This window comes from Cohnella silvisoli (assembly GCF_021190915.1).
GTDB lineage: Bacteria > Bacillota > Bacilli > Paenibacillales > Paenibacillaceae > Cohnella > Cohnella silvisoli.
On record NZ_JAIOAP010000024.1, the window covers coordinates 70,100 to 93,280 of the forward strand.

The following is a 23,181-nucleotide window of genomic DNA, read 5'->3' on the forward strand; positions in this document are numbered from 1 at the left end:
ACCGGCATAAGCGGCGGAAGAGTCATCTCCTCGCCGCTTGCGCCGTTGTTTCCATACCGACATCGAGAAAGGGGAGGTGATCTTCCGATGACCCGATCGAACCGATCTTATCTGGCTGGATTCCTCGTTCTGCCGGCCGTAGCGGTCGTCGTGCTCGCCATGATCGTGCCGCTAGGCTACGCGATCGTCATGAGCCTCTTCGACTTTCAAATCGGCCATGAAGCATCCGGCGAATTCGTCGGGCTGCATTACTATATCGCTTTTTTCCAAGACGACGTCGCTCTCCATTCGTTGCTGACGACTCTCTTGTTCACTTTCGTCGCGCTTGCTTTGGAGCTGGGGCTGGGCATCGGCATCGCGGTCCTTCTGACCGAAATGCCCAAGCGCTTGTCCAAGCTGCTCCGCGCCATCTACTCCATGCCGCTCTTGATATCGCCGATCATCATTGGCCTTATCTGGCGTTATCTGTATGACCCTACCTTCGGGCTCGTCTACCAATGGCTGGGGCAACTCGGCTTGGCGGATGAATTCGGCGGACTGGCTAAGCCGGCTTCCGCGCTGTTCAGCATTATCGTCGCCGACGTGTGGCAGACGACGCCCTTCATCTTGCTGGTCGTGACCTCAGGCTTATCGACGATCCCGCACGAAGTATACGAGGCGAGCCGCATCGATGGCGCCGGTTTCTTGCGAACGTTGTTCAAGATCACGCTTCCGATGATCGGCAAGGTGATTGTGCTCGTAACGCTAATCCGGGGAACGGACGCATTCCGGGTGTTCGACATCATCTTTGCGCTGACGAACGGAGGTCCCGCGAATTCGACGATGTCGCTTAGCATTTTCGCGTTCAAAAAAGGTTTCGAGCAATACGAGATGGGCTACGCGATGGCGATCTCGCTCATTACGATGCTCATCCTGATCCTGCTGTTCGCGCCGCTTGTGAAGCGGTCGGCGTTCATGACCCGGGACTAAGGAGGGAACACAACTATGCTGGGCAAGAGCTCCCGGAATTTACTCAAAGCCATCGTTCTCGCTTTGTTCGGCTTATGGACGGTCATCCCCATCTGGATGGTCGTCATGACTTCGTTCAAAAGACAGAAGGACATCTTCACCGTGCCGGTCAAGTGGATGTTCCACCCGACCTTCGACAATTACGCGAAGGCGTTCTCGAACGGGGATTTCGGCAGGTATTTCATGAACAGCGGCTTGGTCGCCGTTACGTCTTCCTTCCTCGCCGTCGCTTTGGGAACGTTGTGCGCTTACGGGCTTACCTCCTTCGGGATGAGAAGGTCGAGAGCAATTACGAACTTCTTCATGCTGGGCAAGCTCGTTCCGGCCGTTACGATGCTGCTGCCGATGTTCGTGTTGCTGCATTCCGTTGGTTTGTTAGGGACGTATGTCGGTCCGATTCTCGCCCATACGGCGGTTAATCTTCCTTTTATCGTTTGGCTGGCGATCAGCTTCCTGAAGGACGTTCCCAAGGATCTCGAGCAGTCCGCGCTCATCGACGGCTGCACGAAGATGCAAGCTTTTCGCAAGATCATCCTGCCGATCATCCTGCCCGGAGTTACCGCGGCGGTTATTCTCTCGATGCAATATTCGTGGAATGAGCTCGTCTTTGCAATGCAGTTAACGAACATGGACACGTATACGCTGCCGGTCGGCATCTCAAGGTTCGTGGGATCCGTCTCCATCGATTGGGGCAAGAGCAGCGCGGCTGCCACGATTACGATGGTCCCGATCATCGTGGTCGGATTTTTCATCCAGAAGTATTTGGCGGAAGGGACGACCGGGGGCGCGGTTAAAGGCTAATCCGGTTTTCTGCACTGACAACTAGGAGGTTATCCCATGTTTTTCGGCACACAGTATTATCGTCCTCCGTTTCCCGGTTCTTCCGATTGGGATAAGGATCTTAGGCTTATCGCCGATACCGGCTTTAACATCGTTAAGCTTTGGGCGGTGTGGTCATGGATCGAGCGCAAGCCGAAAGAGTATTATTTCGGGGATCTCGATCAACTCGTTTACAAATGCCGTTCGATCGGCTTGAAGGTCGTGTTGAATCTCATTCCGGAAGGAGCGCCTTATTGGCTGGAACGCCTTCACCCGGATGCTCGTTACTGCAGCCACGATGGTCAGCGGCTTGGTTTCAGCGGGGCGGCGAATATTCCTTCGGGCGGTTGGCCGGGACTATGCCGAGACAAGCCGGATGTCGAAGTTCTAGCTAACGGATTCCTGGCGACGGTAGCGGGAAGATACGCGGGCGAGGAAGCCGTGATCGGCTTCGACGTCTGGAACGAGCCGCATATCGATCCGGCTTTCGACTATCCCGATGAATTGTTCTGTTATTGCGATTATTCCCGCGGGAAGTTCGCGGAGTGGATGAAGCGCAAGTATGGCACGATCGAGATGGCGAACGTCTCCTGGCACCGAGCTTATGCGGATTGGGAAGACATGACGGCCCCGATTCGTTTCGGGACTTATCCGGACATGATCGACTGGCGCCGATTCTGGCTAGAGAATCATGCCGATTGGCTCTCTTCGCGGGTAAGAGCCGTGAAGGAGGCTGCGCCGGGTAAAATCGCGATGACGCACGTTCCCTTTAGCGGGTACTTGGGCCAATGCGGCGAAGGCGGCCTCGGCCAGACGCTGTCGGACGAATTCCTCTTGGCGGACCGCGTCGAACACTTCGGGTTAACGAGTTTCCCGAAATGGCTTATGGGCAACGATTACGTTCAGCATCTGATGAACGTGGAGCTTGTCGCGGCAGCCTCGGAGGGCAAGCCGTTCTGGCAGACCGAGCTTCAGTCCGGAGGCGGCCTGTGGGGAATCGAGGGCAATCCGGTCGCCTTGCCCGAAGAGATCAGGCTATGGAATTGGAACGCGATCGCGGGCGGCGCCAAGGGCGTCCTCTATTGGCAGTGGCGTCCCGAGCCGTCCGGCCTCGAGTCGCCGGGTTTCGGGTTGACCGCGCTGGACGGCGGACCGTCGGAGAGAACGCTGGCCGCCGGGGAAGTCGCGAAGAAGCTTTTGGCCGAGAAGGGTTTCCATGGGGCGGCGCGGCTAGCTCCGGCTAACGGAATATACGTTTCGCGGAACGCGGACTTATTCGCTTTCGCTGCGGGACGGGGCGAGAAGTTGTATGCGCAAGGTCTCTACGGCGTATACAAATCGGCATACGCAGCAGGCATTCCCGTACGATTCATCCATGGCGATCATCTGGCAACGGCGGCTGACGAGGGTCTTAACACCTTGTATGTACCGGCTCCTTTCTCGTTAAGCATGGAGGAGATGGAGGAACTTGCCCGGTTCGCGGAAAGCGGAGGAACGTTAGTGTTGGAGGCATGCGCGGGCATGTACGACGAGCAAGGCACCATTCGCGGGCGCTCTCTCGTCCATGAACTGTTCGGATTGGAAGCGCTGGAAGTTTCTATCGAGGATCGGGTCGATTGGGAGTGGACGGATGCCCATGAGACGATCCGCGTCGCGACGGGAGCCCGTTATCGACAAGAGATGATGGGGACCGCCGAACGGATCGAAGTGACGGGACATTATGCCGATGGATCTCCCGCAGTCTGCCGGACGAAGCATGGCGAAGGCGAGGTCGTATGGGTAGGTACGTTGCCGTCCGTCGCCGCGTCGAGATTCGAGGACCCGGGCGCGATAACCTTCATCGCGGCGAACTTCTCCGACCTCGCCTATCCGGGCTTTCGCGTCGAACGGATAAGCGATCGTCTGGTCTATCGGCTGTTCGCGGCTGAGCATGGTCGTTACTTAGCGGCAGTCAATCACGGCGAGCAACCGGGAACGATTCGTTTTCAATCCGAAGATGGCGACTGGGAGACTTTAATCGTGCCGCCCAAGGACGGAATTGTTTATGACTTAAGGAGGTGATGGTTAACGGCGTCATTCGCAAGACGAGTTATCCAATTCGAATGGAGGAGGAGACGGTTGTGATGAAGCGTTTCCTTACCTGAGGGAGGAATATCGAATGTCAGAGGCGAACGAGCCAGGCTCTTACTTGGAGTTCTTCAAGAACAACGGCTACGTTATGGTGAAGAACGCCGTTCCCCGGGACATGTGCGAGCGGACGGTGGAGCGTATCTTCGAATTCATGGGCAAAAGCCCGGATGATCGCGAGGGCTGGTATACGCCGGCGGTTGGCGCGGATGCGTTTTTCGAGGATCAGGAAAGGGGGATGCTGCCGTTCTTCCACGACCAAACGCTGTGGGACAATCGGACATATCCGAAAGTATATGAAGCGTTCGCCGAACTGCTAGGAGAAAAGAAACTCTGGGTTTCGCTCGACCGCGTCAATATGAAGCCGCCCAAGCGAGACGACCACGAGCATCTGAGCGAGAGCTTCATCCACTGGGACCGGGATACGTCGAATCTGAAGTTCCCCCTGCGCATTCCTTCCGGAGGTCTGCAAGGGGTGCTATATTTGGCGGATACCGCCTCCAATCAGGGAGGGTTCCAGTGCGCTCCGGGCCTATTTCGAAATCTGCAGCAATATATCGAATCTCAGCCCGCGGACCGCGATCCCCGGGTTCCGAATCTCGAAGGTTACGAGATTATCCCGATTACCGGCGAAGCGGGGGACTTGCTCATCTGGGACGCCTTGCTGCCGCATGGCAACGGAGAGAACCTGTCCAATGACATCCGGTTCGCGCAGTATATTCTGATGCATCCTTCTCAACCCGATAATAAGGAAAATGCGGAAGCGAGGATCCGGGCGTTCCAACGATACGAGTCTACCTTCCTCCCCGGTGATCCGAGAGGGTGGGAACGGGGCAGCGGCAAGGGACCGGCCGTTCTATCGCAGCTCGGGCGCAGATTACTAGGCATTGAAAGCTGGTAATTCCGGATTATAATAGCTTTACAATGGATTGCATCGATCCTGGGGAGGCAGAACGCGGATGAAGGTACCTCTAGCTTGGTTGCGTTCGGCTTCCTTTTCTTACCGGAAGAACACTTACGTAAAGCTTCTGTTGTCCTTCATCATTCTCAATATTCTTAACATCTTTATCGTATTCGGGTTCTATTATTTCAAATCCGACCAGATGATGAAGCAGGAGATCGATCGGCTCTCCCACAAGCTGCTCTCCCAGACCCAGAATGTGTCCAATTACGTCTATACCTCCACGATTAAAGGCGGGTTCGACCTCTATTACGACGACAGCATCTACTCCGCTTTATTCTCGGACGATGTGCTCGACGTGTATGATCAGCATAAGCTGGTCACCCGCCTGAACCGTTTTCTCCAGACCAATCCCATCGTTCATTCCATCTATCTCTACAACATGCAGCTAGACGTCGTGGTTTCGACGGCCTACCCCAATAAGAAGATCGAAGACTTTCCGGACATGGAGATGACCGGCGTCTTGCGAAATTTCAAATACCGCTCTCCTAAGATTCCTTACTTGCTGCGCCACTCGATACCGACCAAACCAAGAGGGACTCCGACGTTATCGTTGATCGTGACGGAGCCCTCATCAAGTACGAATCGTATGCAAGGCGCCATGATCATCAACATCGACGATGGTCAGCTCCAGAATCTGATGACGGAGATGGCCAGCGATCCGATCAATCGGATGTTCATTTTGCAAGAAGACGGACAATTCGTAACCGATCCAAAACCGGACGGCTTAAAGGATATGATGTCGAAGTTCCGATATTATTCCGACATCGAGAATGCTCATAAGCCAAGCGGCACCTTCATCAAGTCGATCGACAACGAGAAGTACGTCATCGCATTCCAGAAAACGAACCTCGAGAGCACGGGCTTTATCTACGTCAGCGTGTACCCGTACACGACGTTGTTTCGCAGTTTGATTCAGATTCGCGATATTACGATGCTTAGCAGCATTTTTCTAATCATCGTAAGCTTGATCGTCTCCGTGTTGATATCCAGGAAAATATACTTCCCTATCCGCTCGCTGACCCAATTCGCCAAGAAGCAGGGCAAAGGGACGGCCGATCCCTTCAGCGACGGAGATATCGAAACGATTAAGAGAGTATTCGCTAAGGTTATCCAAGACAATGAGTCGCTCGAGCAAGTATCGGCAAGGACTAGATTGTTGCTGAGAGACCAGTTCCTCCGAAGCCTGTTGCTCGGTTACGAAGAGAGCAGGATCGGTTTCCATAGCTGGGTGAAGGACCATAATATTGAATTGATCGATGCCGAGCGCCTTTGCGTCCTTATTATCCGTATCGATCAATACAGGATGTTCGTGGATCGCTACGACAATGAGGGTTGTTATCTCATTCGTTATGCCATGCGCAATATTGCGGAGGAAACTCTAGCGGAGCACTGCAGGTCGATCTCCGTCGATATCGGTTCGGATCATATCGCGGTTATCCTCGATAGCTCGGCACTGAATGAAGAAGCTTTAAAGCTTATCGCGCAAGAGGTGCAACGCAATATCCAGGATTACTTGAAGCTGAGCGTTACACTAGGATTAGGCGACCCTATAGAATCGCTAGCCGAAGCTTCGTTTTCATACGAAGGGGCGCTGTCGGCGACGCATTACCGGATTTTCCGCGGGCCGGGTTCGTTGTTCATGCATGAGAAGCTGTTTCGCCATACGAAGAACGAATATCCATATGATCGGGAAAAGGCGATCTTCGACGAACTAAAACTAGGCAGACAACATAAAATGAAGGAAGCGGTAGAGGCCCTTCTCGTTACGATGGACCGGAACCCTAGCCAAGACCTGTTCGCGATATTGGCCCAAGTCATTCTCAATATCATGAAGTCGATCCATGCGATGCCGTGCAAGTCTACTCCGCTTTCAACGATGGGCTACGACGATATCTTCAATGAGCTGTTCAAGTTAGAGACGAAGCAGGAGATGGGGGAATGGATCTCGCAACTTCTCGTTCAGGCAACGGCGGACAAAGAAGAAAAGGGCAGGAACGCGAAGAGTATGGGAACGATCGACAAGGGAGTTAAGTATATCGAAGAAAATTATTCCCGAGTAGACTTCTCGGTGACGGACGTGGCCGACAGGCTGCGCTATTCGGTCAGCTATCTGAACAAGCTTTTTAACGACAACCTGGCTTATTCCGTTCATGAATACATTAACCGCATGCGGCTCCAGAAAGCCGTCGAGCTCATCGAACAATCCGAGCTGCTCATTAACGATATTGCCGGGCTCGCCGGATTCAGCTCCAGCAATTATTTTTACTTCGTATTCAAGAAAGCATTCGGCATGACTCCGAATGCTTACCGTAAGCTTCATGGCCAATCGGAAGCCTCGGCACGGCAGGGAATATCGGAAGAATAAGAACTCGGGTAGATGCCGCGTTCTTTTTTTTGCCGTTTTTCAGGACTCAGACTCGCGGTACGGACTGTAATATCTCCTTTATAGCTGTATTTCTGAGTGATAATCGGATTTCGAAGTAGTTTTGACGGCTTGCGATGAGCCAGAATGAAGGAGCGATCAAGCAATACCGACGAGGGGAGACCACCACTATCGTATGAATGCTAAGACACGAGCCCGGACGGCTAAATCCTTGTTGCCCGGACAGGGCACGCTGTACCTGATGGCGTTGCCCGGAATCCTATTCTTCTTCATCTTCAGTTATTTGCCTATGTTCGGAGTCATTCTCGCGTTCAAGAATTACAACTTCGCCGGGGGGATATTCGGTAGCCCGTGGGCGGGTTTCGACAACTTCGAATTTTTCTTCACTTCGCCTGATTTGTACCGCATCACTTTTAATACGTTGTTCCTGAATTTCCTGTTCATCGTATTCGGAACGCTAGCCGCGGTCGTTACCGCCGTCTTATTGAACGAGATTCGCAGCAAGGTTAGCGCGCGGATTTTCCAGACGTTCATCTTTTTCCCGTACTTCATTTCTTGGATCGTCGTCTCGCTGTTCTTGGGGACGTTCCTCTCCTCGGAGAGAGGAATCATCAACCAGTTGCTGAGCGCGATCGGTCTCGATAGGGTGGAGTTCATGAACAGCCCGGGGATATGGCCCGCGATTCTCGTCGTCGTCTACTTATGGAAGTCTACCGGATACGGTCTCGTTATTTACCTAGCCGCCATAACGGGCATCAATCCCGAGTATTACGAAGCGGCGCGCATAGATGGTGCTAGCCGATTTCAGCAGATCATTCGAATTCTTCTTCCTCAGCTTAGACCAACCGTTTTGATTTTGCTTATTCTTGCGGTCGGTCGGATTTTCTACGGGGATTTCGGGATGATCTATGCGCTCGTCGGCGATAACGGCCAGCTGTACACGACGACGGACGTCATCGACACTTACGTATTCCGCTCGCTCAGAACCTATGGCGATATCGGAATGACGTCCGCGGTAGGACTCTACCAATCACTCATGGGATTTCTTATGGTCGTGCTGGCCAACTGGATATCCAAAAAACTCAGCGATGAGAAAAAAGGCGTTCTGTATTGATTCGCATGGAAAGGAGCGGCTATATGGTCGAGCATAAATCCGTCAGCTACCGGTTGTTCAACTCTATCAACTATCTTTTCTTCTCCGTCATCGGCATCGCCTGCTTAGTGCCTTTCCTCATCGTGCTGGGCAGCTCGTTCGAAGCGGAGCAGAACTTGAAGGAGGCCGGCTTCGCGCTCATCCCTAAACATTTCACGCTTTATTCGTACGAGACGGTATTCCAATTGAATTCGGTCATGCAATCGTTCCTGGTCAGCGTTACCGTTACGGTGATCGGCACGTTGTCGGCTCTTCTCGTGACGAGCCTGCTTGCCTATCCGCTGTCGCAGCGCGAAATGAAGTTCCGAAGCCTCATTCTGGGTTACGTGCTCATTACGATGTTGTTCAGCGGCGGGCTCGTTCCTTGGTACATTCTCATCACCAAATATTTGCTCCTCAAGGACACGTTATGGGTACTCATCGTCCCCTATCTCGTAAACCCGTTTAATATGTTCGTGCTCAAAAGCTTCTTCGAGACGATTCCGCGGGAGATCGTCGAATCGGCCAGAATAGACGGCGCGGGCCATTTTCGCTCTTTCCTGAACATCGTCATTCCGCTTTCGACTCCGGGACTCGCTACGATCGGCTTATTTTACGCTTTGGCGTATTGGAACGATTGGTGGCTTTCCTTGAACTTCATCGAATCCGACAAGCTTATGCCCGTACAGCTATTGCTCAAAAAAATGATCTCCAACCTGACGTACATTTCCAGCCAGATCGATACTTCGAAATTCATCCAGGTGCCCGCTAACGGAGTGCAGATGGCGACGACGATAATCTCGATCGGCCCGATTTTCCTTGTATATCCGTACATCCAGAAGTATTTCGTAAAAGGGCTGACGATCGGAAGCGTTAAAGGCTGAATCTAGCTATTCACCGTATTTCGGTATAGCATATTAAATTGGGAGGTTATGAACAGATGAAGAAAGTTTTCTTCAAATCAGCCTTACTCCTGCTTGCGGTCATTCTCGCAACGGTAGGTTGTTCGAACGGCAAGGGCAACAATGCGGATCGCTCGTCCCCGCCTGCTGCCAGTCCGGAGCCGAGCGCGACTAGCGGCGCCAATACTGCCGTGTCGGAGGACAATTCCAAAGAGCCTTCGCCGCAGAAGCAAGAACAGGTCAGCTTGAAATTGCTCTTGCCGGGCGATAAGCCTCAGCACTACGACGAGGTCATGAAAGTATTAAATGAAAAGCTGACAGAGAAAATTCAGGCCACGCTGGATATTCAGTACATCCCATGGGACAGCTACAAGGACCAGATTCTAGTAAAGCTTGCCGCGGGGGAAAATTTCGATTTCTACTATGACGGCTGGTGGCAGAACTATGCGCAAGTTCTTTCGAAGGGCGGGGCACTCGACATCTCCGATCTGTTCGAGAAGAACGCACCGGATCTATACAATGGCTTGACCGCCGCATACGTCGATACGAACCGCTATAATGGCAAAATATACGGGATCCCGGTACCGGGCCCGCTTGAATATCCGATGGCTTACATCTATCGTGCAGACATTGCCGAGAAATACGGCTATACGCCGGATATGTTCAAGACGAAGGAAGACGTGCAGAACTTCGCGTTTAAGGTCGTAGGGGAGGATAAGTCCCGCATCGCCAAGTTGAACGGGGAATTCACGGGCAACTATCAAGCTCTGGCGTTCCTTGGGATGCAAAGGGAGTACATTCCCAGCAACGATTTTAATTCGCCGGGGATGCTTCTAAACAATGAACCCAAAGTCATTAACCAATTCGAAACCGATTATTACAAGAGCGTGCTTACTTACGCGAACAAAGGGTACAACGGCGGGCTGATCGACAAGGACTCCTTATTCAGCAAGTCTACGGTGACAACCGATGCCAATACGGATGCCAAGACGATCGGCGGTATCGGGAACCCTTCGGAAGGCAGCCTGGGGGACCGCACGGCGGCAATCTCCAAGATCGAGCCGGGTGCGCGATTCGAGCAGGTACTCTTGGAGCAAGGAACGAAGATGGTAAGCTCGTTCAAGGCAGGCAATTTCACCGTTCTCTCGCCCTCTTCCAATCATCCGGATAGAGTACTTATGTTGCTTAATCTGATCTATGCGGATAAAGATATTCGCGACACCTATTTGTACGGGATCGAAGGTCAGGATTTCGTCGCAGTCGGCGACAACCAGTACAAGTACCCGGACGGATTAGACCGAACGAAGGTGTTCCAGAACGAATGGTGGATGGTCACGCCTTGGAAAAACGCGAGAATTCCGGCGACTGCTACCGATACCGACAAAGCGTCGATCGCCTACATTACGGATACGAACAACTTCGTGAAGTCCGTCATCGCCGGTTTCGAGTTCAATCCGGACGCTGTAAAGTCCGAGATATCCAAGGTGGGAGCCGTCGTCACTGAATATCGCAAGGTGCTGGAGAGCGGAGCGGGTACGAGCGCGCAACTCGAGTCCAGATATGCGGAGTTCCTCGCCAAGCTGAAGAAGGCGGGAGTTGACAAGATCATCGCGGAGAAGCAGCGACAGATCGATGAGTTCTTGAAGAAGTAAGAAAAACAGGTCAACATTGTTTATGATTCTTATAACACAATGTTGATCTGTATTCCGTTAGCTATGCTTATGAGCGTGTTTATATCCCTGATAAAAGCGATTGCGGATTAGGAAGAACACGGCTTTTTGTTCGCTTTCGAAGCTTCCAACGGAAGACAAGCCCTTCACGCTCAGTGTGTAATAATTTCTTTTAATTTGTTTTTGTCGTGAATGCAAATGCTTCGATTCGAAAGCTGAATCAGGCCTTCCTGTTTCCATTTTTGAATGATTTTATTGACTGAAACACGGGATTTTCCCATGAATTGAACGAAAGCGGATTGATCTATCGAGAGGGTGTTCGATTCATACACTTCAGTAAGTATCAATAAATAAAAAGCCATTTTCTTTTCAATAGGGCTGTCAAAATAATGAACAATATCGGAAAGTAATCTTATTATTCGAATAACGGAGTTTATAAATATAGGCGCTGCTTCCGGATGATGGGCGTAAATTTGCGACAATGAATGATTGGAGAAATAATACAAGATCGAAGGGGAGGTCGTTATTGCCGTTGTTAAATAATGCTCGCTATTGTTAACGCCATGTAATCCAAACAGTGCCCCGGTTGGAATATGCGAAACAATGCGTTCTTCATATTGGTCCGATAAAATTGTGATTTTCGCTCCCCCTTCGACTAAATAATAAAAGCCATTCCCCTTATCCCCTTGGCTGTAAATAACTGTATTGTTTTCGAATGTTTTCTTTTGTCCGTATTTTAAATAAGGCTCCCAAGCATAACGAAGCTCATTCAAGATCGATCACCTCATGATTTCAAGTGCACTCTAAAATATTCTGTATCTTGAATGTGAATTTTATGGTTTTTCATTTCAATTACCCCGTCTTCTTTCCACTTTTTAAGTATTTTATAAATCGTTATTCGGTTAAGTCCTGTAAAAGCTGCCAATTCCCGTTGTTTCATCGGTATTTCATTGTGCATATAAACTTTACTCAAATTGGAGAGTAGCAGGCCTATTTGTTGCTCAGCAGACAGAGAATTAAAAGAAATCTCTTCTAAAAGAATTTGTATCTCTTTAATCAATGTTTCTGTAAAGAAACCTACTAACTCCGGATAGGTTTTTATCAATTCATTAAATCGCTCATGCGAAAAAAAATAAAGTACCGAGTCGGTAAAAGCTACAGCAGAAGTAAAGTGATATTTATTATCCATAGAGTGAACGCCCGCAAGTTGTCCCGGAACAATAATATTCACTAAATACAGCGCCATCCTTGTTTATGTGTTACATTTCATCGCATAGCGATAATTCAGGTCATAGGCGGTCTCATTGAAAGGGGGGAGTTATAATAAATGGAACTAAGACAACTAGATTATTTTATACAAATATGCAAAGAAGGAAGCTTCACTAAAGCTGCGGAAGTATTGATGGTTTCCCAACCTACTTTAAGTCAACAAATCCGTGTGTTGGAGGGAGAGTATTGTACGCCGTTATTTTATAGAGTCGGAAGAGGAATTCAGATTACGGAGGCAGGGCAAATTCTTTTTGATAAAGGGCTTTCAGTGAAACAACTTATTGAAGAATCTCGAAAAGAAATCTATGAGTTAAAAAATATTCAAAGAGGCGAGCTTACAATCGGTGTATTGCCAGGCGATCTGTTTTATCTCATGCCGCACTTTGCTCAATTTCGTGAACAGTATCCAGATATTTCTCTGAAATTTGTAGAAACTGTGGACTTTTCGGAACAGGTTTTACAAAATAAAATCGATATCGGAATAACTACAGGTTCGGAACAGAACAAGCATACAGACAGTATTCACTTAACCAAAGAAGAGCAAGTACTCATTATTGCAGAAAACCATCCTTGGGCAGAAAATGCGACGATTCCATTTCGAGAGCTACAGCATTTAGATACAGTATTGTTTTTTCAATCTACAATGTGCAGGGAATTTATAGATTCATATGTTATGAAATCAGGTATTACTTTAAACTCAACAATTGTAGCAGTATCATCGTCGTCCATTTTATCCATGGTAAATCATGGATATGGAGTAGCGTTATTATCTTTACCCCTCGTTGAAAGCTATAATCATCCCAAAATAAAAATTATTCGATTAACTGATCCTACACCTACACGAGAAATAAAGCTTAGCTATCATAAGAATAAATTCAGGAAACATACGGTTCGAACTTTTATTGAAAGGTTAAGGTGGCAACCTTCAAGCTGAAGTCGTATAAGAAAAGAGCAATCGGAGAGGAACGATCCTCCGATTGCTCTTTTTGTCGTATTATTTTCTGCCGGCTTCCACGAATTTTTCAGCAACCATTTTCGGGTCCGTGTGGAAGGTTGTGAAATGGTCTCCGTCGCCTTCAATGTAACGGTAGAAACCGAGATGGCTGGATTGGTTCGTATGCCAAGCGAAAGGTCCGGGAGGAAGAGCGATATCTTCCGTCAGATTGATATAGCTTTTCGGAATTTGCAGACTATAGAACTTTTTCAAATCGAGTTTTTGAAACAATGGGCTCGCCGGTTCAGGCGTAATCTTGCTGTACATCGCTTTCGCTTCCTCTAAGCTGGCTGTATTTGCGAAGGCATCGCGGAACAGCGGGAACGGAAGCATGATCGTGTTATCTCCCGAGGCATCGGCCAATTGTTTGAATGTGTCTTGAACCGGCGGCGGAAGTTGATCGTACAGGCTTTGGCCGTCCAGAGGAGCAAAAGCGTTAGAGAATACGAGGCGGTCGATCCGATCCGGGATTTCTTGGGCTACTGTCGCAACGACCGTACCGCCGAAGCTATGTCCGAGCAGAACGATATGTTTCAAATCATTTTTCTTGATATAGTCGACAACGGAATCCGTAATTTGTTTGTGGGTTACGTTTTTATCATTGCTCATAACGCCATGACCCGGCATTTCCGGCCGATAAACCTTATGGCCTTGTTTGCGGAGCTCGGCAGCTACTTCATCGAATTGGCTGACGTCAGCCCAGGAGCCGTGAATGATAACGAAGGTTAGCTTTTCTTGTGCATTTTTAAATTTCGCAACAGCAGCTTTGAGGGTTTCTTGAGATGCGTAAGATTGGCCGTCGTTATTCGATTCAGACTTGAATGCGTCTTGACCATCGATTCGTATGAATCCGGTTTCCGCATTGTAACCGATTCGGGGCGATATAATTTTGTATTCGTTAACAAGCGTATCACGAACAGGAACCAGGGAATCATTCGAACTTGCCGCTTTTGCAGAATTGAGACTGCTGCCGACGCCTACTATGGCAATTGCGGTTAGCCCAAGCGCGATTAGTTTTTTACTTTTGCTTAGATACATGATGAAATAACCTCCTGATATCATTTGTTGTTCCACCCATAAAGAGCAATCGTACAGGAAAGATCTCGCCAATTACTCTTTTTATCGTTATTCTCTGCCGGCTTCCACGAATTTATCAGCAATCATTTTCGGGTTCATATGGAAGGTTGTGAAATGGTCTCCGTCGCCTTCGATGTAACGGTAGAAACCGAGATGGCTGGATTGGTTCGTATGCCATGCGAAAGGTCCGGGAGGAAGAGCGATATCTTCCGTCAGATTGATATAGCTTTTCGGAATTTGCAGACTATAGAACTTTTTCAAATCGAGCTTTTGAAACAAAGGGCTCGCAGGTTCAGGCGTAATCTTGCCGTACATCGCTTTCGCTTCCTCTAAGCTGGCTGTATTTGCGAAAGCATCGCGGAACAGCGGGAACGGAAGCATGATCGTGTTGTCCCCCGAAGTATCGGCTAGTTGTTTGAATGTTGCTTGAACCGGCGGCGGAAGTTGATCGTACAGGCTTTGGCCGTCCAGAGGAGCAAAAGCGTTAGAGAATACGAGACGGTCGATCCGATCCGGGATTTCTTGGGCTACTGTCGCAACGACCGTACCGCCGAAGCTATGTCCGAGCAGAACGATATGTTTCAGATCATTTTTCTGGATATAGTCGACAACGGCATCCGTAATTTGTTGGTGGGTTACGTTTTTATCATTGCTCAAAACGCCATGGCCTGGAAATTCCGGCACATAAACATTATGCCCTAGTTTTCGGAGCTCGGCAGCTACTTCATCGAATTGGCTGGCGTCAGCCCAGGAGCCGTGAAGGATAACGAAGTTCATATACATCTAATCAGTCTCCTTATAATAGTTATAAATTTAGTTGTTTTCGTGGTTGATGGTCGATAAGGATGATGGCAGAGTTACCGGCAGCATGCAAATCGGTTTTGTCATTAAATTAGCAGAATCCCTCCTTAAGTATGAAGTCCGTGATATGTATTTATCGTAGTGAAACGCAGTACATCAATCAATTCTATTTTATCTATGCATTCTATAGATGGAGATTATAGGAATGATCCTCTGTGTTACATAAGCATTGCTTATAGGTTATATAGACAAAATCATATTGATAGATACTTTATATTGTTAATAAAATTAGGAGAAATACTTTCCGATTATGCAGGCATTAAATAGGACCATCCAAGGATTGTCTAACCATGTAGTACAATCTAGCGGTAAACAATAAAAATGAGAGGTGCAACGATGAGTATGGGAAGTTTAAGTTTGGAGCTAGAGAAGATCACAACGGCAACCCCATTTGAAGTTCACGCCAAGCTGCAGAGATTTGTACAGGAATTGCAAAGTAAAGGTATCGCGGCAGGACTGCAGGTTGCGGAGAAGGCGAAGGATTTCGCGCTGAAAGATGCCTTTGGAAATGATGTATATTTATCGGAAGAATTATCAAAAGGGCCTGTAGTGCTGACCTTCTACAGGGGAGGCTGGTGTCCTTATTGCAATAGACAGTTAAGGGCCTACCAGGAAGTACTTCCGCAGATTCAGTCATTGGGAGCCCAACTCATTGCTATAAGCCCGCAATTGCCGGATCAAACATTGTCTCTTCAAGAAAAAGCGGAACTTTCTTTTAAGGTTCTCAGCGATCCCCGAGGAGTCGTGTCGACTAAATATAATTTGCTTTATGATGTTCCTGATGATCTGAGGCAGCTGTACATAAGTCTCAATATCGACTTGAAAGAATATAACGGGACGGATCATTGGGTGCTTCCGGTGCCGGCCACTTTCATGATCGATGAACAATCCATTATCCGTTCCGCCTACGTGAATCCTGATTTTACGAAAAGGATGGAACCGGATGAAATCCTTTGGAAACTAAATTCGTTATAATCCTGGAAAGATTCAGCCGATTGCTCTATTTTTTTTAAGGTCTGCCGGCTTCCTCGAATTCCAATAGCGTTATATTCATGCCAAGCAAGCCATAAGGGACCAGCCCTCAGGCGATCCAAAGTCAAATTAATGGTGAAGCTTCGCCGCGAAGGTCTTCGTCCGGAGGGTATTCTGCTAGAGCTCAAAGACGGCAATCGCCGGGGCAAGGTTTTTCGACCTTGCCCCGGCGATTGTTTTTTATTGAGGGAGGCGTCGCTTATTGGTTTAATTTCTCCTGCGTGGTCCACAATCCTGCTGAAGGCGTGCTGATAAAATAAACTTCCTCTCCGTTGTCCAAAAGGTTAAATCCGTTTTGCAGCTTGTCCGGGGAGTACATTTTCATAGCCTGATCATAGTCGAGATAGTTGTAATGGACGGATTCGATATCTTCCCGGGTTAAGTATTTGGGCGCATAAGTGATTTTAAACCTTCCTTCCGATGAACCGTGAATCAGATGGGCGGTGGCATGCGTCAAATCCTGCAGATCGGCGTTCTTTTTCCATTGCTCGAGAACTCGCGGCGTGCCGGCATATCCGTATTTGCGGATAATGGCTTCAACGGAGTCCTGTTCGCCGAAGCGCTTCAGTCCAGGCCCAATAATGATGAGCTCGCCGCCGTCGGCCATCGCTTTCCTTGTGCGGTAAACGGCTTTGTTGGCTACCCAAGTGCTGAAAAACTCGTCGCCCTGCATAACGGCAACCACTTTCTTGAGCGGGGGAACGATCGTAATATTTTCGCTCTTCGATTGTTTAGCCGCCATCAGGTAGGTGTCCAGGTCGTCTCCGCAATACAACCCGCTGTGAACAAGCTTGCCTTCATTATTGTATTTCATGACGACTTGCAAATAGACGTCAGGCAAATGCGATAAAAACTCCGATTCGGCTTTGTTGAAGCAGTGTCTGAGCGGCGTGACCAGGCTTCCCAGATTGTTCTCGATGCCATAGCAGGCAGCTGCCATATGCGAAGTGCAAATCGTATCTTTGCCTCCAAGGCCGATGATGTAGTTCTTGTTGTGGTTGGCAAACCCCAGCACTTCATGAGGAACGACATGGCCCACATTAACGATAATGTCCCATCCGCCTTCCAGCACAAGCCGGTTGATGCTGATCGGAATGTCCCAGTCCGCCGCGCCGCCGCTAATTTCCTTGACGTAATCCGCCGGTATGGTTCCGATCGTTGTGCAGTCGTTGATCCAGTCGTGAACGAGTATTTTGCGCTCCGGAATATCGCCGAACATCCATTGATTCTGTTCCGGCGTATGGGGGATATGCTGACCCAGCGTCGGCATGAGATACACGTCGGCCCCGACATTCTCGAAAAAATGGTACAAAATGTTGGTGATCCATCCCGAGCCGGAGTGCGCCCGTGTAATATCGGGGGGAAGCAGCAGCACTTTCTTGGGCTTGCCGTTGATTCGCTGCAGGCACTGCTCGCCGCATTTCAGAACGAGCTGCTCCATTTGTTCGCGGGTGATTTCATCGGACTTGGCAAAAAACCAGGACATGTCGATTCTCCTCTTCTTCGGTTAATCCCGGAAATAATGCGGGAATTTGCTGCGCAACAGCGGAATTTCGGTATCCAGCTTGCCCAGGTGATGTTCCAGCAGCTTCAAGACGCGATCGGCGTCGCGCGATTTAATCGCTTGGAAAAGCTGTTCATGTTCTTCCACGAGATGGCTCGTTAAGGCAAGTTCCTTCATGGCCAAAAACCGGAATCGGTTCAAGTGCGCCCGCATATGGTAAACGACTTCAAGCAGCGTTTCATTGCCGGTCAATTTCAGGATGATCCGGTGGAAAGCCTCGTCCAGTTGAAGAAAAAGCGCAACATCCTGATTTTCGGCCGCCTCCAGCTGTTCCTGCAAATTTCTGTTGATTTCCCTTTCGGCGGTTCTGTACTTGTCGGACTGATCCCAGTGCATGGCGGTAAGCTTAAATGCGGTTGACTCCAAACTGAGACGTACCAGAGAGCTTTCTTTCACCTTCGATTCGGAAATGCAGGCTACTTGCTTCGTTCGCTGAGGCAAAATTTCGATCAGCCGTTCCGAATGGAGGAGATGGATCGCATCCCGGATCGGCGTTCGGCTGATGCGAAGAGACTCGGCCAGCTCGTTCTCATGAATTCCCTGTCCGGGTTCAAGCTGAAGGGTAATAATCGAATCCCTCAGCGTCTCGTAGGCATGTTCCCCCAGAAAGCGGGAAGGGCTGGCGGAAGGAGCGAAATTCATTGTTCTTTAACCCCCTTTGTGCTATGCTTTTGCTGTTATCAGTATACGTGTATACATGTATACAAGTCAATGCAAACGACGTATGTTATGTTGAATTCGGAGGGAACCTATGCAACCGATCGAACAAAAATATGCGCATCTGGGAGAACTTCTTCAGGCGATGGGCAAAATTGTCGTCGCTTTTTCCGGAGGCGTTGACAGCGCTTTTCTGTTGAAGGCGGCGCTCGACCATCTCGGCTCGGAGCGCGTGCTGGCGATAACGGCCGATTCGGAAACGTATCCGGCCAGAGAGAAGGAAGAGGCTTTTGCCCTCGCCAAGGAACTGAACGCTCCTCACCAAATCATTCATACGAGCGAGCTTGCGATTCCGGGATACGCGGACAACCCGACGAACCGCTGTTATTTTTGCAAAAACTCATTATTCGATCACCTGATTCCAATTGCCCGGGAACGCGGTTACGACTATGTCGTATTCGGTGCGATTGCCGACGATCTCGGCGATCACCGGCCCGGATTACAGGCGGCGCATGAGCAGGGAGTGCGTGCGCCCCTCCTCGAGGCTGGCATCCTCAAATCGGAAATCCGCCACATGTCTCGGGAATTCGGTTTGCGAACCTGGGACAAGCCGTCTTTTGCCTGTTTGTCGTCGCGCATCCCGTACGGGGAGAAGATTACGGCGCACAAGCTTTCCATGATCGACCGGGCGGAAGATTTCCTTATTCAGTTGGGCTTTAGGCAAGTACGAGTCAGGCAGCACGATAACTTGGCTAGAATCGAAGTTCCGGCTTCCCGGTTGGGGGAGGTTCTGGCCGTTGCGGATACGGTTCACGTCAAGCTGAAGGAGATCGGCTATGCATACGTGACAATGGATTTACAAGGATACCGCTCCGGCAGCCTGAACGAAGTGCTCGTTCACGACAAGCGGAGTACGGGCGAGGGTTTGGCTGCATCGACAGAATTGGCGCGGAAAGGAAGCTGAGTCCATGAACGGGTCGAAAACCCAATCCGTTTGCGTAATTGCAGTGGATATCGGAACGACGAGCACGAAAGCGCTGCTCGTTCGGCGTGACGGAACAGTCCGGGCCTCCCATAATGTGCCTTATCCGCTGGAGACGCCTGCACCCGACCGGGCCGAGCAGAACCCGGAAACGATTTTCCAAGCTGTTGTGGAAGGGATTCGGACGGTTGCGTCGCAGCTTCGTCACGGCGAAGAATCACTGGCATGCGTCTCGTTCAGTTCAGCCATGCACAGCGTCATTGCCGTCGATGCGGATTTCAACCCGCTGACTCCCTCTATCACCTGGGCCGATAATCGCGGAGCGGAGTTGGCGGAAGCGTTCAGGGAAACGGAGAAAGGGATCGGCATCTATCGCCGGACCGGTACTCCGATCCACCCGATGTCCCCCCTTGTCAAGATCATGTGGCTGCAGCGGTTTCAGCCCGAGATTGTTAAGGCCGCATGCTGCTTCATCGGCATTAAAGAGTATGTGCTGGGCCGCTTGTTTCACAGAACCGTTATGGACGAGTCGATCGCTAGCGCTACCGGTTTGTATGCATCGGAACAGGGCGATTGGGACGAAGAAGCGCTCGCAGCTGCCGGAATTTCGCGGATTAAGCTGCCAGAGCTCGTCCCCGTCACGTTCCGGCTGCAGGGGCTGGATCCCGCCGATGCAGCGATGCTGGGAGTGGAAAGTCATACGCCATTTGTCGTCGGGGCATCGGACGGCGTTCTCGCCAATTTGGGCGTCGGAGCGAATGGCGAAGGCATTTGCGCCTGTACGATCGGGACTAGCGGAGCGGTTCGAACCGTCTGGAAGAGGCCGCGGACGGATCCGAAAGGAAGGCTATTCTGTTACAAACTGCTGGAAGATTACTGGGTGGGAGGGGGCGCCATTAACAATGGCGGCATTGCCCTTCAATGGTTGACCGAGCAGCTTGCCGGAAACGAAGGTTTGGCGGACGAATCAAGAGCGGAAGCGCTCGAGAACGCTGCGGCGCTGGCAAAGACGGTTGCTCCGGGCGCGGAGGGTTTGCTGTTCTTGCCTTTTTTGGCAGGCGAGCGCGCCCCTTGGTATAACGCGAACGCGCGGGGTGTATTTTTCGGGCTGTCGCTCTATCATGAAAGAAAGCATTTGTGCCGTTCCGTATTCGAAGGAGTGTTGTACCGGATCCGTTCCGTGTTCGAAGCGATGGTGGAAACGGGAGGCGGGATCGGAACGATTCGCGCTTCGGGCGGTTTTGCCAAATCGCCGTTCTGGTGCCAAATGCTCGCCGATATGACGAATACGAAAGTTTCCGTCAGCGACTCGGTCGAAAGCTCGGGGATCGGCGCAGCCATGATCGGATTGCTTGCGACGGGGGAAATCGGTTCGCTGGACGAAGTCCGGGATTGGACTGCGGCTTCGCGCGAATATGAACCGCGGGAGACGGAATACAAGATTTACAGCCGTTATTACTCTCTTTATATGAACGTCTATTATGGGCTGAAGCAGCCTTTTGCGGATCTTGCGGCTTTGCGGAAGGAAATGCTTCAGGAAGCCGAAGGAGAAAAATAATTATGATGAATTTATTTGACTTGAGCGGCCGAACGGCGGTCGTCATCGGCGGCAACAGTACGCTAGGCGGTGAAATGGCGATCGGACTGGCGGGGTACGGCGCCAGGGTGGCCATCGTGGGACGAAATCAGGAGAAAGCGGAAGCCGTACGCAGCCGAATAGAGCAGGAGGCGGGAGCCGATGCGGCGGCCTGTTTTCAGGCGGATGCAACAAGCGCGAACGACCTTCGCCGTGTCCTTGAGGAAATTTTGGCATGGTCGGGGCGGATCGACATTTTGATGAACTGCCCGGGTCGCAACAGCGTCACGCCTTTTTTCGAGATTTCCGAGGATGAATGGGACGGGATTATGGACGTCAATTTGAAGAGCGTCGTTCTGGCGTGCCAAATTTTCGGCAAACATATGGTAACGAGCGGGAACGGGGGAAGTATCATTAATATTTCGTCCGTTTCCTCCGAGACCCCGCTATCCAAAGTGTTTACTTATTCGGCTTCCAAGGCCGGCGTCAACAGCGTAACGAAGTTTCTCGCAAGAGAGTTCGCTTCCGGCGGAGTCCGGGTGAATGCGATCATTCCTGGCTTCTTCCCCGCCGAGCAGAACCGGAAAATCTTGTCCGAGGAGCGTGTGGCGTCGATTATGGGACATACGCCGATGAAGCGGTTCGGTGAAGCCTCCGAGCTTCAGGGGGCGGCCGTGTTTCTCGCTTCCGAGCGGGCATCCGGCTTTGTGACGGGCTCCATTGTGCGCGTGGATGGAGGATTCGGGGCCATGACGATTTAAAGGAGCAGCTTATGAGCACATTCGAGGATATGGGTTTTTGCAAGCTGGATACGGATAGGGAGCAGAGAACAGGCAACCCGGAAGTCATTTTCGGTCAGGGCAAGACAGTCGAACAAGCACTGGCCATTTTCGGCCGGCTTGCGCAAGTTCATGGACGCGCGCTTCTGACTCGGGCATCAGCGGAAATGGCGGAGCGGATATGCGCCGTTTTTCCGGAAGCCTCACATGTGGAGGAGGCAAGGCTGGTCCGTCTTGGGGCGCCGCCCGCGGTTTTTTCGGGGACGGTGCTTGTTCTGTGTGGCGGTACGGGAGATATTCCGGTCGCCGAAGAGGCGGCGTGCACAGCGGAATGGATGGGGTGCGCCGTGCAGCGGATTTACGATGTCGGAGTCGCGGGTATTGACAGGCTGCTCTCCTACAGGCAGCAGATCCAGGAAGCGAACGTCATTATCGTCGTCGCGGGAATGGAGGGCGCGTTGGCGAGCGTCGTGGGAGGGATGGTGAGGCGTCCGGTCATCGCCGTTCCGACTTCCGTTGGGTATGGCGCCCATTTGCACGGGGTTACGCCGATGCTAGCCATGATGACATCGTGTGCCGCGGGCGTTTCGGTCGTTAATATAGACAACGGCTTCGGTGCGGGTTATAACGCCGCTGCCATTCAGAGGTTATTGTTCGAGAAGACTTCTTTGCCGTAATTTAACGGCAATCCGAAAGAAGTCCCCTTCCCTCTATAGGGAGGGGATGAATTTCGGCTAGGCGAAGCCTAGAATCTTCGTGCTCGAAGTCATGACCTTAAAAACTTACAATGAGCTCGGAAAGCTAGATATGAGAACAAGTGTTTGGTATAATGAAGTTGGTGCATAGGTTCCAGATAGGGGGCGAAAACAAGATGATCCGATGTCTTAAAACAGCGTTTCAAGCTTCAAAAGCCGACTTGGAACGGCTATTTGCGTGCAACCGGATTTCCGCAGAGATATGGAACCAGTGTTTACTCATCGGCAAGAATTACGCCTTGCAGCACGATGGCAAATGGATCGGAAAAACGAATCTTCAAGCGGCATTGAAAAACCAATTCCCGCTGCACTCGCAATCTGTTCAAGCCGTATGCCACAAATATCTGTTTGCCAGAGACAGCGCGAAACAAGCCAATAACCAAGGTTTGGCTAATAAATACCCGTACAAGAACAAAAAACACTTCAACACGAAATGGGTAGACGAATCGTTCAAAATAGAGGGCAACACCCTAACCTTAAGTCTGGGTATTCAGAACGGCAAACGCCTGCAGCCGATCAGAATCACCGTTCCAGACTTGCCTGATGCAGACATCAAGGAAATTGAGCTTGTATTTGACCGAAAACTCATGGTTTCGATGAGCTATGATGACGGAAGATCGGTTTCAGTAA

Annotated in this window: 21 protein-coding genes; 15 read left to right on the plus strand and 6 right to left on the minus strand. The window is 50.5% G+C overall.

The features are described from left to right. The first annotated feature begins 87 nt into the window (after positions 1 to 87). From K7P76_RS30650 to K7P76_RS30685, 8 genes are all read left to right on the plus strand, one after another. On the plus strand, positions 88 to 969 hold the full coding sequence (locus K7P76_RS30650; RefSeq protein ID WP_232189906.1) for a carbohydrate ABC transporter permease: 882 nt from the start codon (positions 88 to 90) through the stop codon (positions 967 to 969). A 15-nt stretch (positions 970 to 984) separates the two neighbouring features. Beyond that, complete coding sequence (locus K7P76_RS30655; protein WP_232189907.1) at positions 985 to 1,809, plus strand: carbohydrate ABC transporter permease; 825 nt, start codon at positions 985 to 987, stop codon at positions 1,807 to 1,809. A 36-nt stretch (positions 1,810 to 1,845) separates the two neighbouring features. Then, positions 1,846 to 3,888 carry a beta-galactosidase gene (locus K7P76_RS30660; RefSeq protein ID WP_232189908.1) on the plus strand — a complete coding sequence of 681 codons (2,043 nt, stop codon included), beginning with the start codon at positions 1,846 to 1,848 and terminating at the stop codon, positions 3,886 to 3,888. Positions 3,889 to 3,985: 97 nt separating this feature from the next. Next, entirely contained in the window at positions 3,986 to 4,855 is an 870-nt protein-coding gene (locus K7P76_RS30665) for a phytanoyl-CoA dioxygenase family protein (protein ID WP_232189909.1), read from the plus strand. A 58-nt stretch (positions 4,856 to 4,913) separates the two neighbouring features. Then, a complete protein-coding gene (locus K7P76_RS30670; RefSeq protein WP_232189910.1) occupies positions 4,914 to 7,283 on the plus strand; it encodes a helix-turn-helix domain-containing protein in 2,370 nt (789 codons plus the stop codon). Positions 7,284 to 7,476: 193 nt separating this feature from the next. Next, positions 7,477 to 8,415 (plus strand): ABC transporter permease, encoded by a 939-nt coding sequence (locus tag K7P76_RS30675; protein ID WP_232189911.1) that lies wholly within the window; start codon positions 7,477 to 7,479, stop codon positions 8,413 to 8,415. Positions 8,416 to 8,438: 23 nt separating this feature from the next. Then, the gene (locus K7P76_RS30680) at positions 8,439 to 9,317 is read left to right on the plus strand and encodes a carbohydrate ABC transporter permease (protein ID WP_232189912.1); all 879 of its coding nucleotides are present in this window, start codon (positions 8,439 to 8,441) and stop codon (positions 9,315 to 9,317) included. Positions 9,318 to 9,373: 56 nt separating this feature from the next. Next, positions 9,374 to 10,987, plus strand: coding sequence for an ABC transporter substrate-binding protein (locus K7P76_RS30685; RefSeq protein ID WP_232189913.1), 1,614 nt, complete (start codon positions 9,374 to 9,376; stop codon positions 10,985 to 10,987). A gap of 170 nt (positions 10,988 to 11,157) precedes the next feature. Here K7P76_RS30685 and K7P76_RS30690 read toward each other — a convergent pair whose 3' ends face one another. Beyond that, positions 11,158 to 11,778, minus strand: a complete 621-nt coding sequence (locus K7P76_RS30690; RefSeq protein WP_232189914.1) for a Crp/Fnr family transcriptional regulator — start codon at positions 11,776 to 11,778, stop codon at positions 11,158 to 11,160. Between the two features lie 11 nt (positions 11,779 to 11,789). Beyond that, positions 11,790 to 12,236, minus strand: coding sequence for a Crp/Fnr family transcriptional regulator (locus K7P76_RS33560; RefSeq protein ID WP_232189915.1), 447 nt, complete (start codon positions 12,234 to 12,236; stop codon positions 11,790 to 11,792). A gap of 96 nt (positions 12,237 to 12,332) precedes the next feature. Between K7P76_RS33560 and K7P76_RS30700 the strand changes: the two genes are divergently transcribed. Beyond that, positions 12,333 to 13,208, plus strand: a complete 876-nt coding sequence (locus K7P76_RS30700; RefSeq protein ID WP_232189916.1) for a LysR family transcriptional regulator — start codon at positions 12,333 to 12,335, stop codon at positions 13,206 to 13,208. A gap of 60 nt (positions 13,209 to 13,268) precedes the next feature. Here K7P76_RS30700 and K7P76_RS30705 read toward each other — a convergent pair whose 3' ends face one another. Both K7P76_RS30705 and K7P76_RS30710 read right to left on the minus strand, forming a co-directional pair. Then, the gene (locus tag K7P76_RS30705; RefSeq protein ID WP_232189917.1) at positions 13,269 to 14,306 is read right to left on the minus strand and encodes an alpha/beta hydrolase; all 1,038 of its coding nucleotides are present in this window, start codon (positions 14,304 to 14,306) and stop codon (positions 13,269 to 13,271) included. A gap of 87 nt (positions 14,307 to 14,393) precedes the next feature. Beyond that, entirely contained in the window at positions 14,394 to 15,128 is a 735-nt protein-coding gene (locus tag K7P76_RS30710) for an alpha/beta hydrolase (protein ID WP_232189918.1), read from the minus strand. A 414-nt stretch (positions 15,129 to 15,542) separates the two neighbouring features. Here K7P76_RS30710 and K7P76_RS30715 point away from each other — a divergent pair, with 414 nt between their 5' ends. Beyond that, positions 15,543 to 16,181, plus strand: a complete 639-nt coding sequence (locus K7P76_RS30715; RefSeq protein ID WP_232189919.1) for a peroxiredoxin-like family protein — start codon at positions 15,543 to 15,545, stop codon at positions 16,179 to 16,181. Positions 16,182 to 16,437: 256 nt separating this feature from the next. Here K7P76_RS30715 and K7P76_RS30720 read toward each other — a convergent pair whose 3' ends face one another. Further along, positions 16,438 to 17,724, minus strand: coding sequence for a nickel-dependent putative hexonate epimerase (locus tag K7P76_RS30720; protein ID WP_232189920.1), 1,287 nt, complete (start codon positions 17,722 to 17,724; stop codon positions 16,438 to 16,440). A 21-nt stretch (positions 17,725 to 17,745) separates the two neighbouring features. Further along, positions 17,746 to 18,444 (minus strand): GntR family transcriptional regulator, encoded by a 699-nt coding sequence (locus tag K7P76_RS30725; RefSeq protein ID WP_232189921.1) that lies wholly within the window; start codon positions 18,442 to 18,444, stop codon positions 17,746 to 17,748. Between the two features lie 109 nt (positions 18,445 to 18,553). On the opposite strand from K7P76_RS30725, the gene larE reads away from it, so the two are divergent. The 5 genes from larE to K7P76_RS30750 all read left to right on the plus strand — a co-directional run. Continuing rightward, positions 18,554 to 19,423, plus strand: a complete 870-nt coding sequence (gene larE / locus K7P76_RS30730) for an ATP-dependent sacrificial sulfur transferase LarE (protein WP_232189922.1) — start codon at positions 18,554 to 18,556, stop codon at positions 19,421 to 19,423. A gap of 4 nt (positions 19,424 to 19,427) precedes the next feature. Then, positions 19,428 to 20,999 carry a gluconokinase gene (locus tag K7P76_RS30735; RefSeq protein ID WP_232189923.1) on the plus strand — a complete coding sequence of 524 codons (1,572 nt, stop codon included), beginning with the start codon at positions 19,428 to 19,430 and terminating at the stop codon, positions 20,997 to 20,999. A gap of 5 nt (positions 21,000 to 21,004) precedes the next feature. Continuing rightward, positions 21,005 to 21,778 carry an SDR family oxidoreductase gene (locus K7P76_RS30740; RefSeq protein WP_232189929.1) on the plus strand — a complete coding sequence of 258 codons (774 nt, stop codon included), beginning with the start codon at positions 21,005 to 21,007 and terminating at the stop codon, positions 21,776 to 21,778. Positions 21,779 to 21,789: 11 nt separating this feature from the next. Next, positions 21,790 to 22,473: a nickel pincer cofactor biosynthesis protein LarB gene (gene larB / locus K7P76_RS30745; protein WP_232189924.1), complete on the plus strand. Its 684-nt coding sequence runs from the start codon at positions 21,790 to 21,792 to the stop codon at positions 22,471 to 22,473. Between the two features lie 194 nt (positions 22,474 to 22,667). Then, positions 22,668 to 23,181 (plus strand): nuclease/transposase family protein (locus K7P76_RS30750; protein WP_507236622.1); only part of this gene is annotated, 514 nt, incomplete at its 3' end.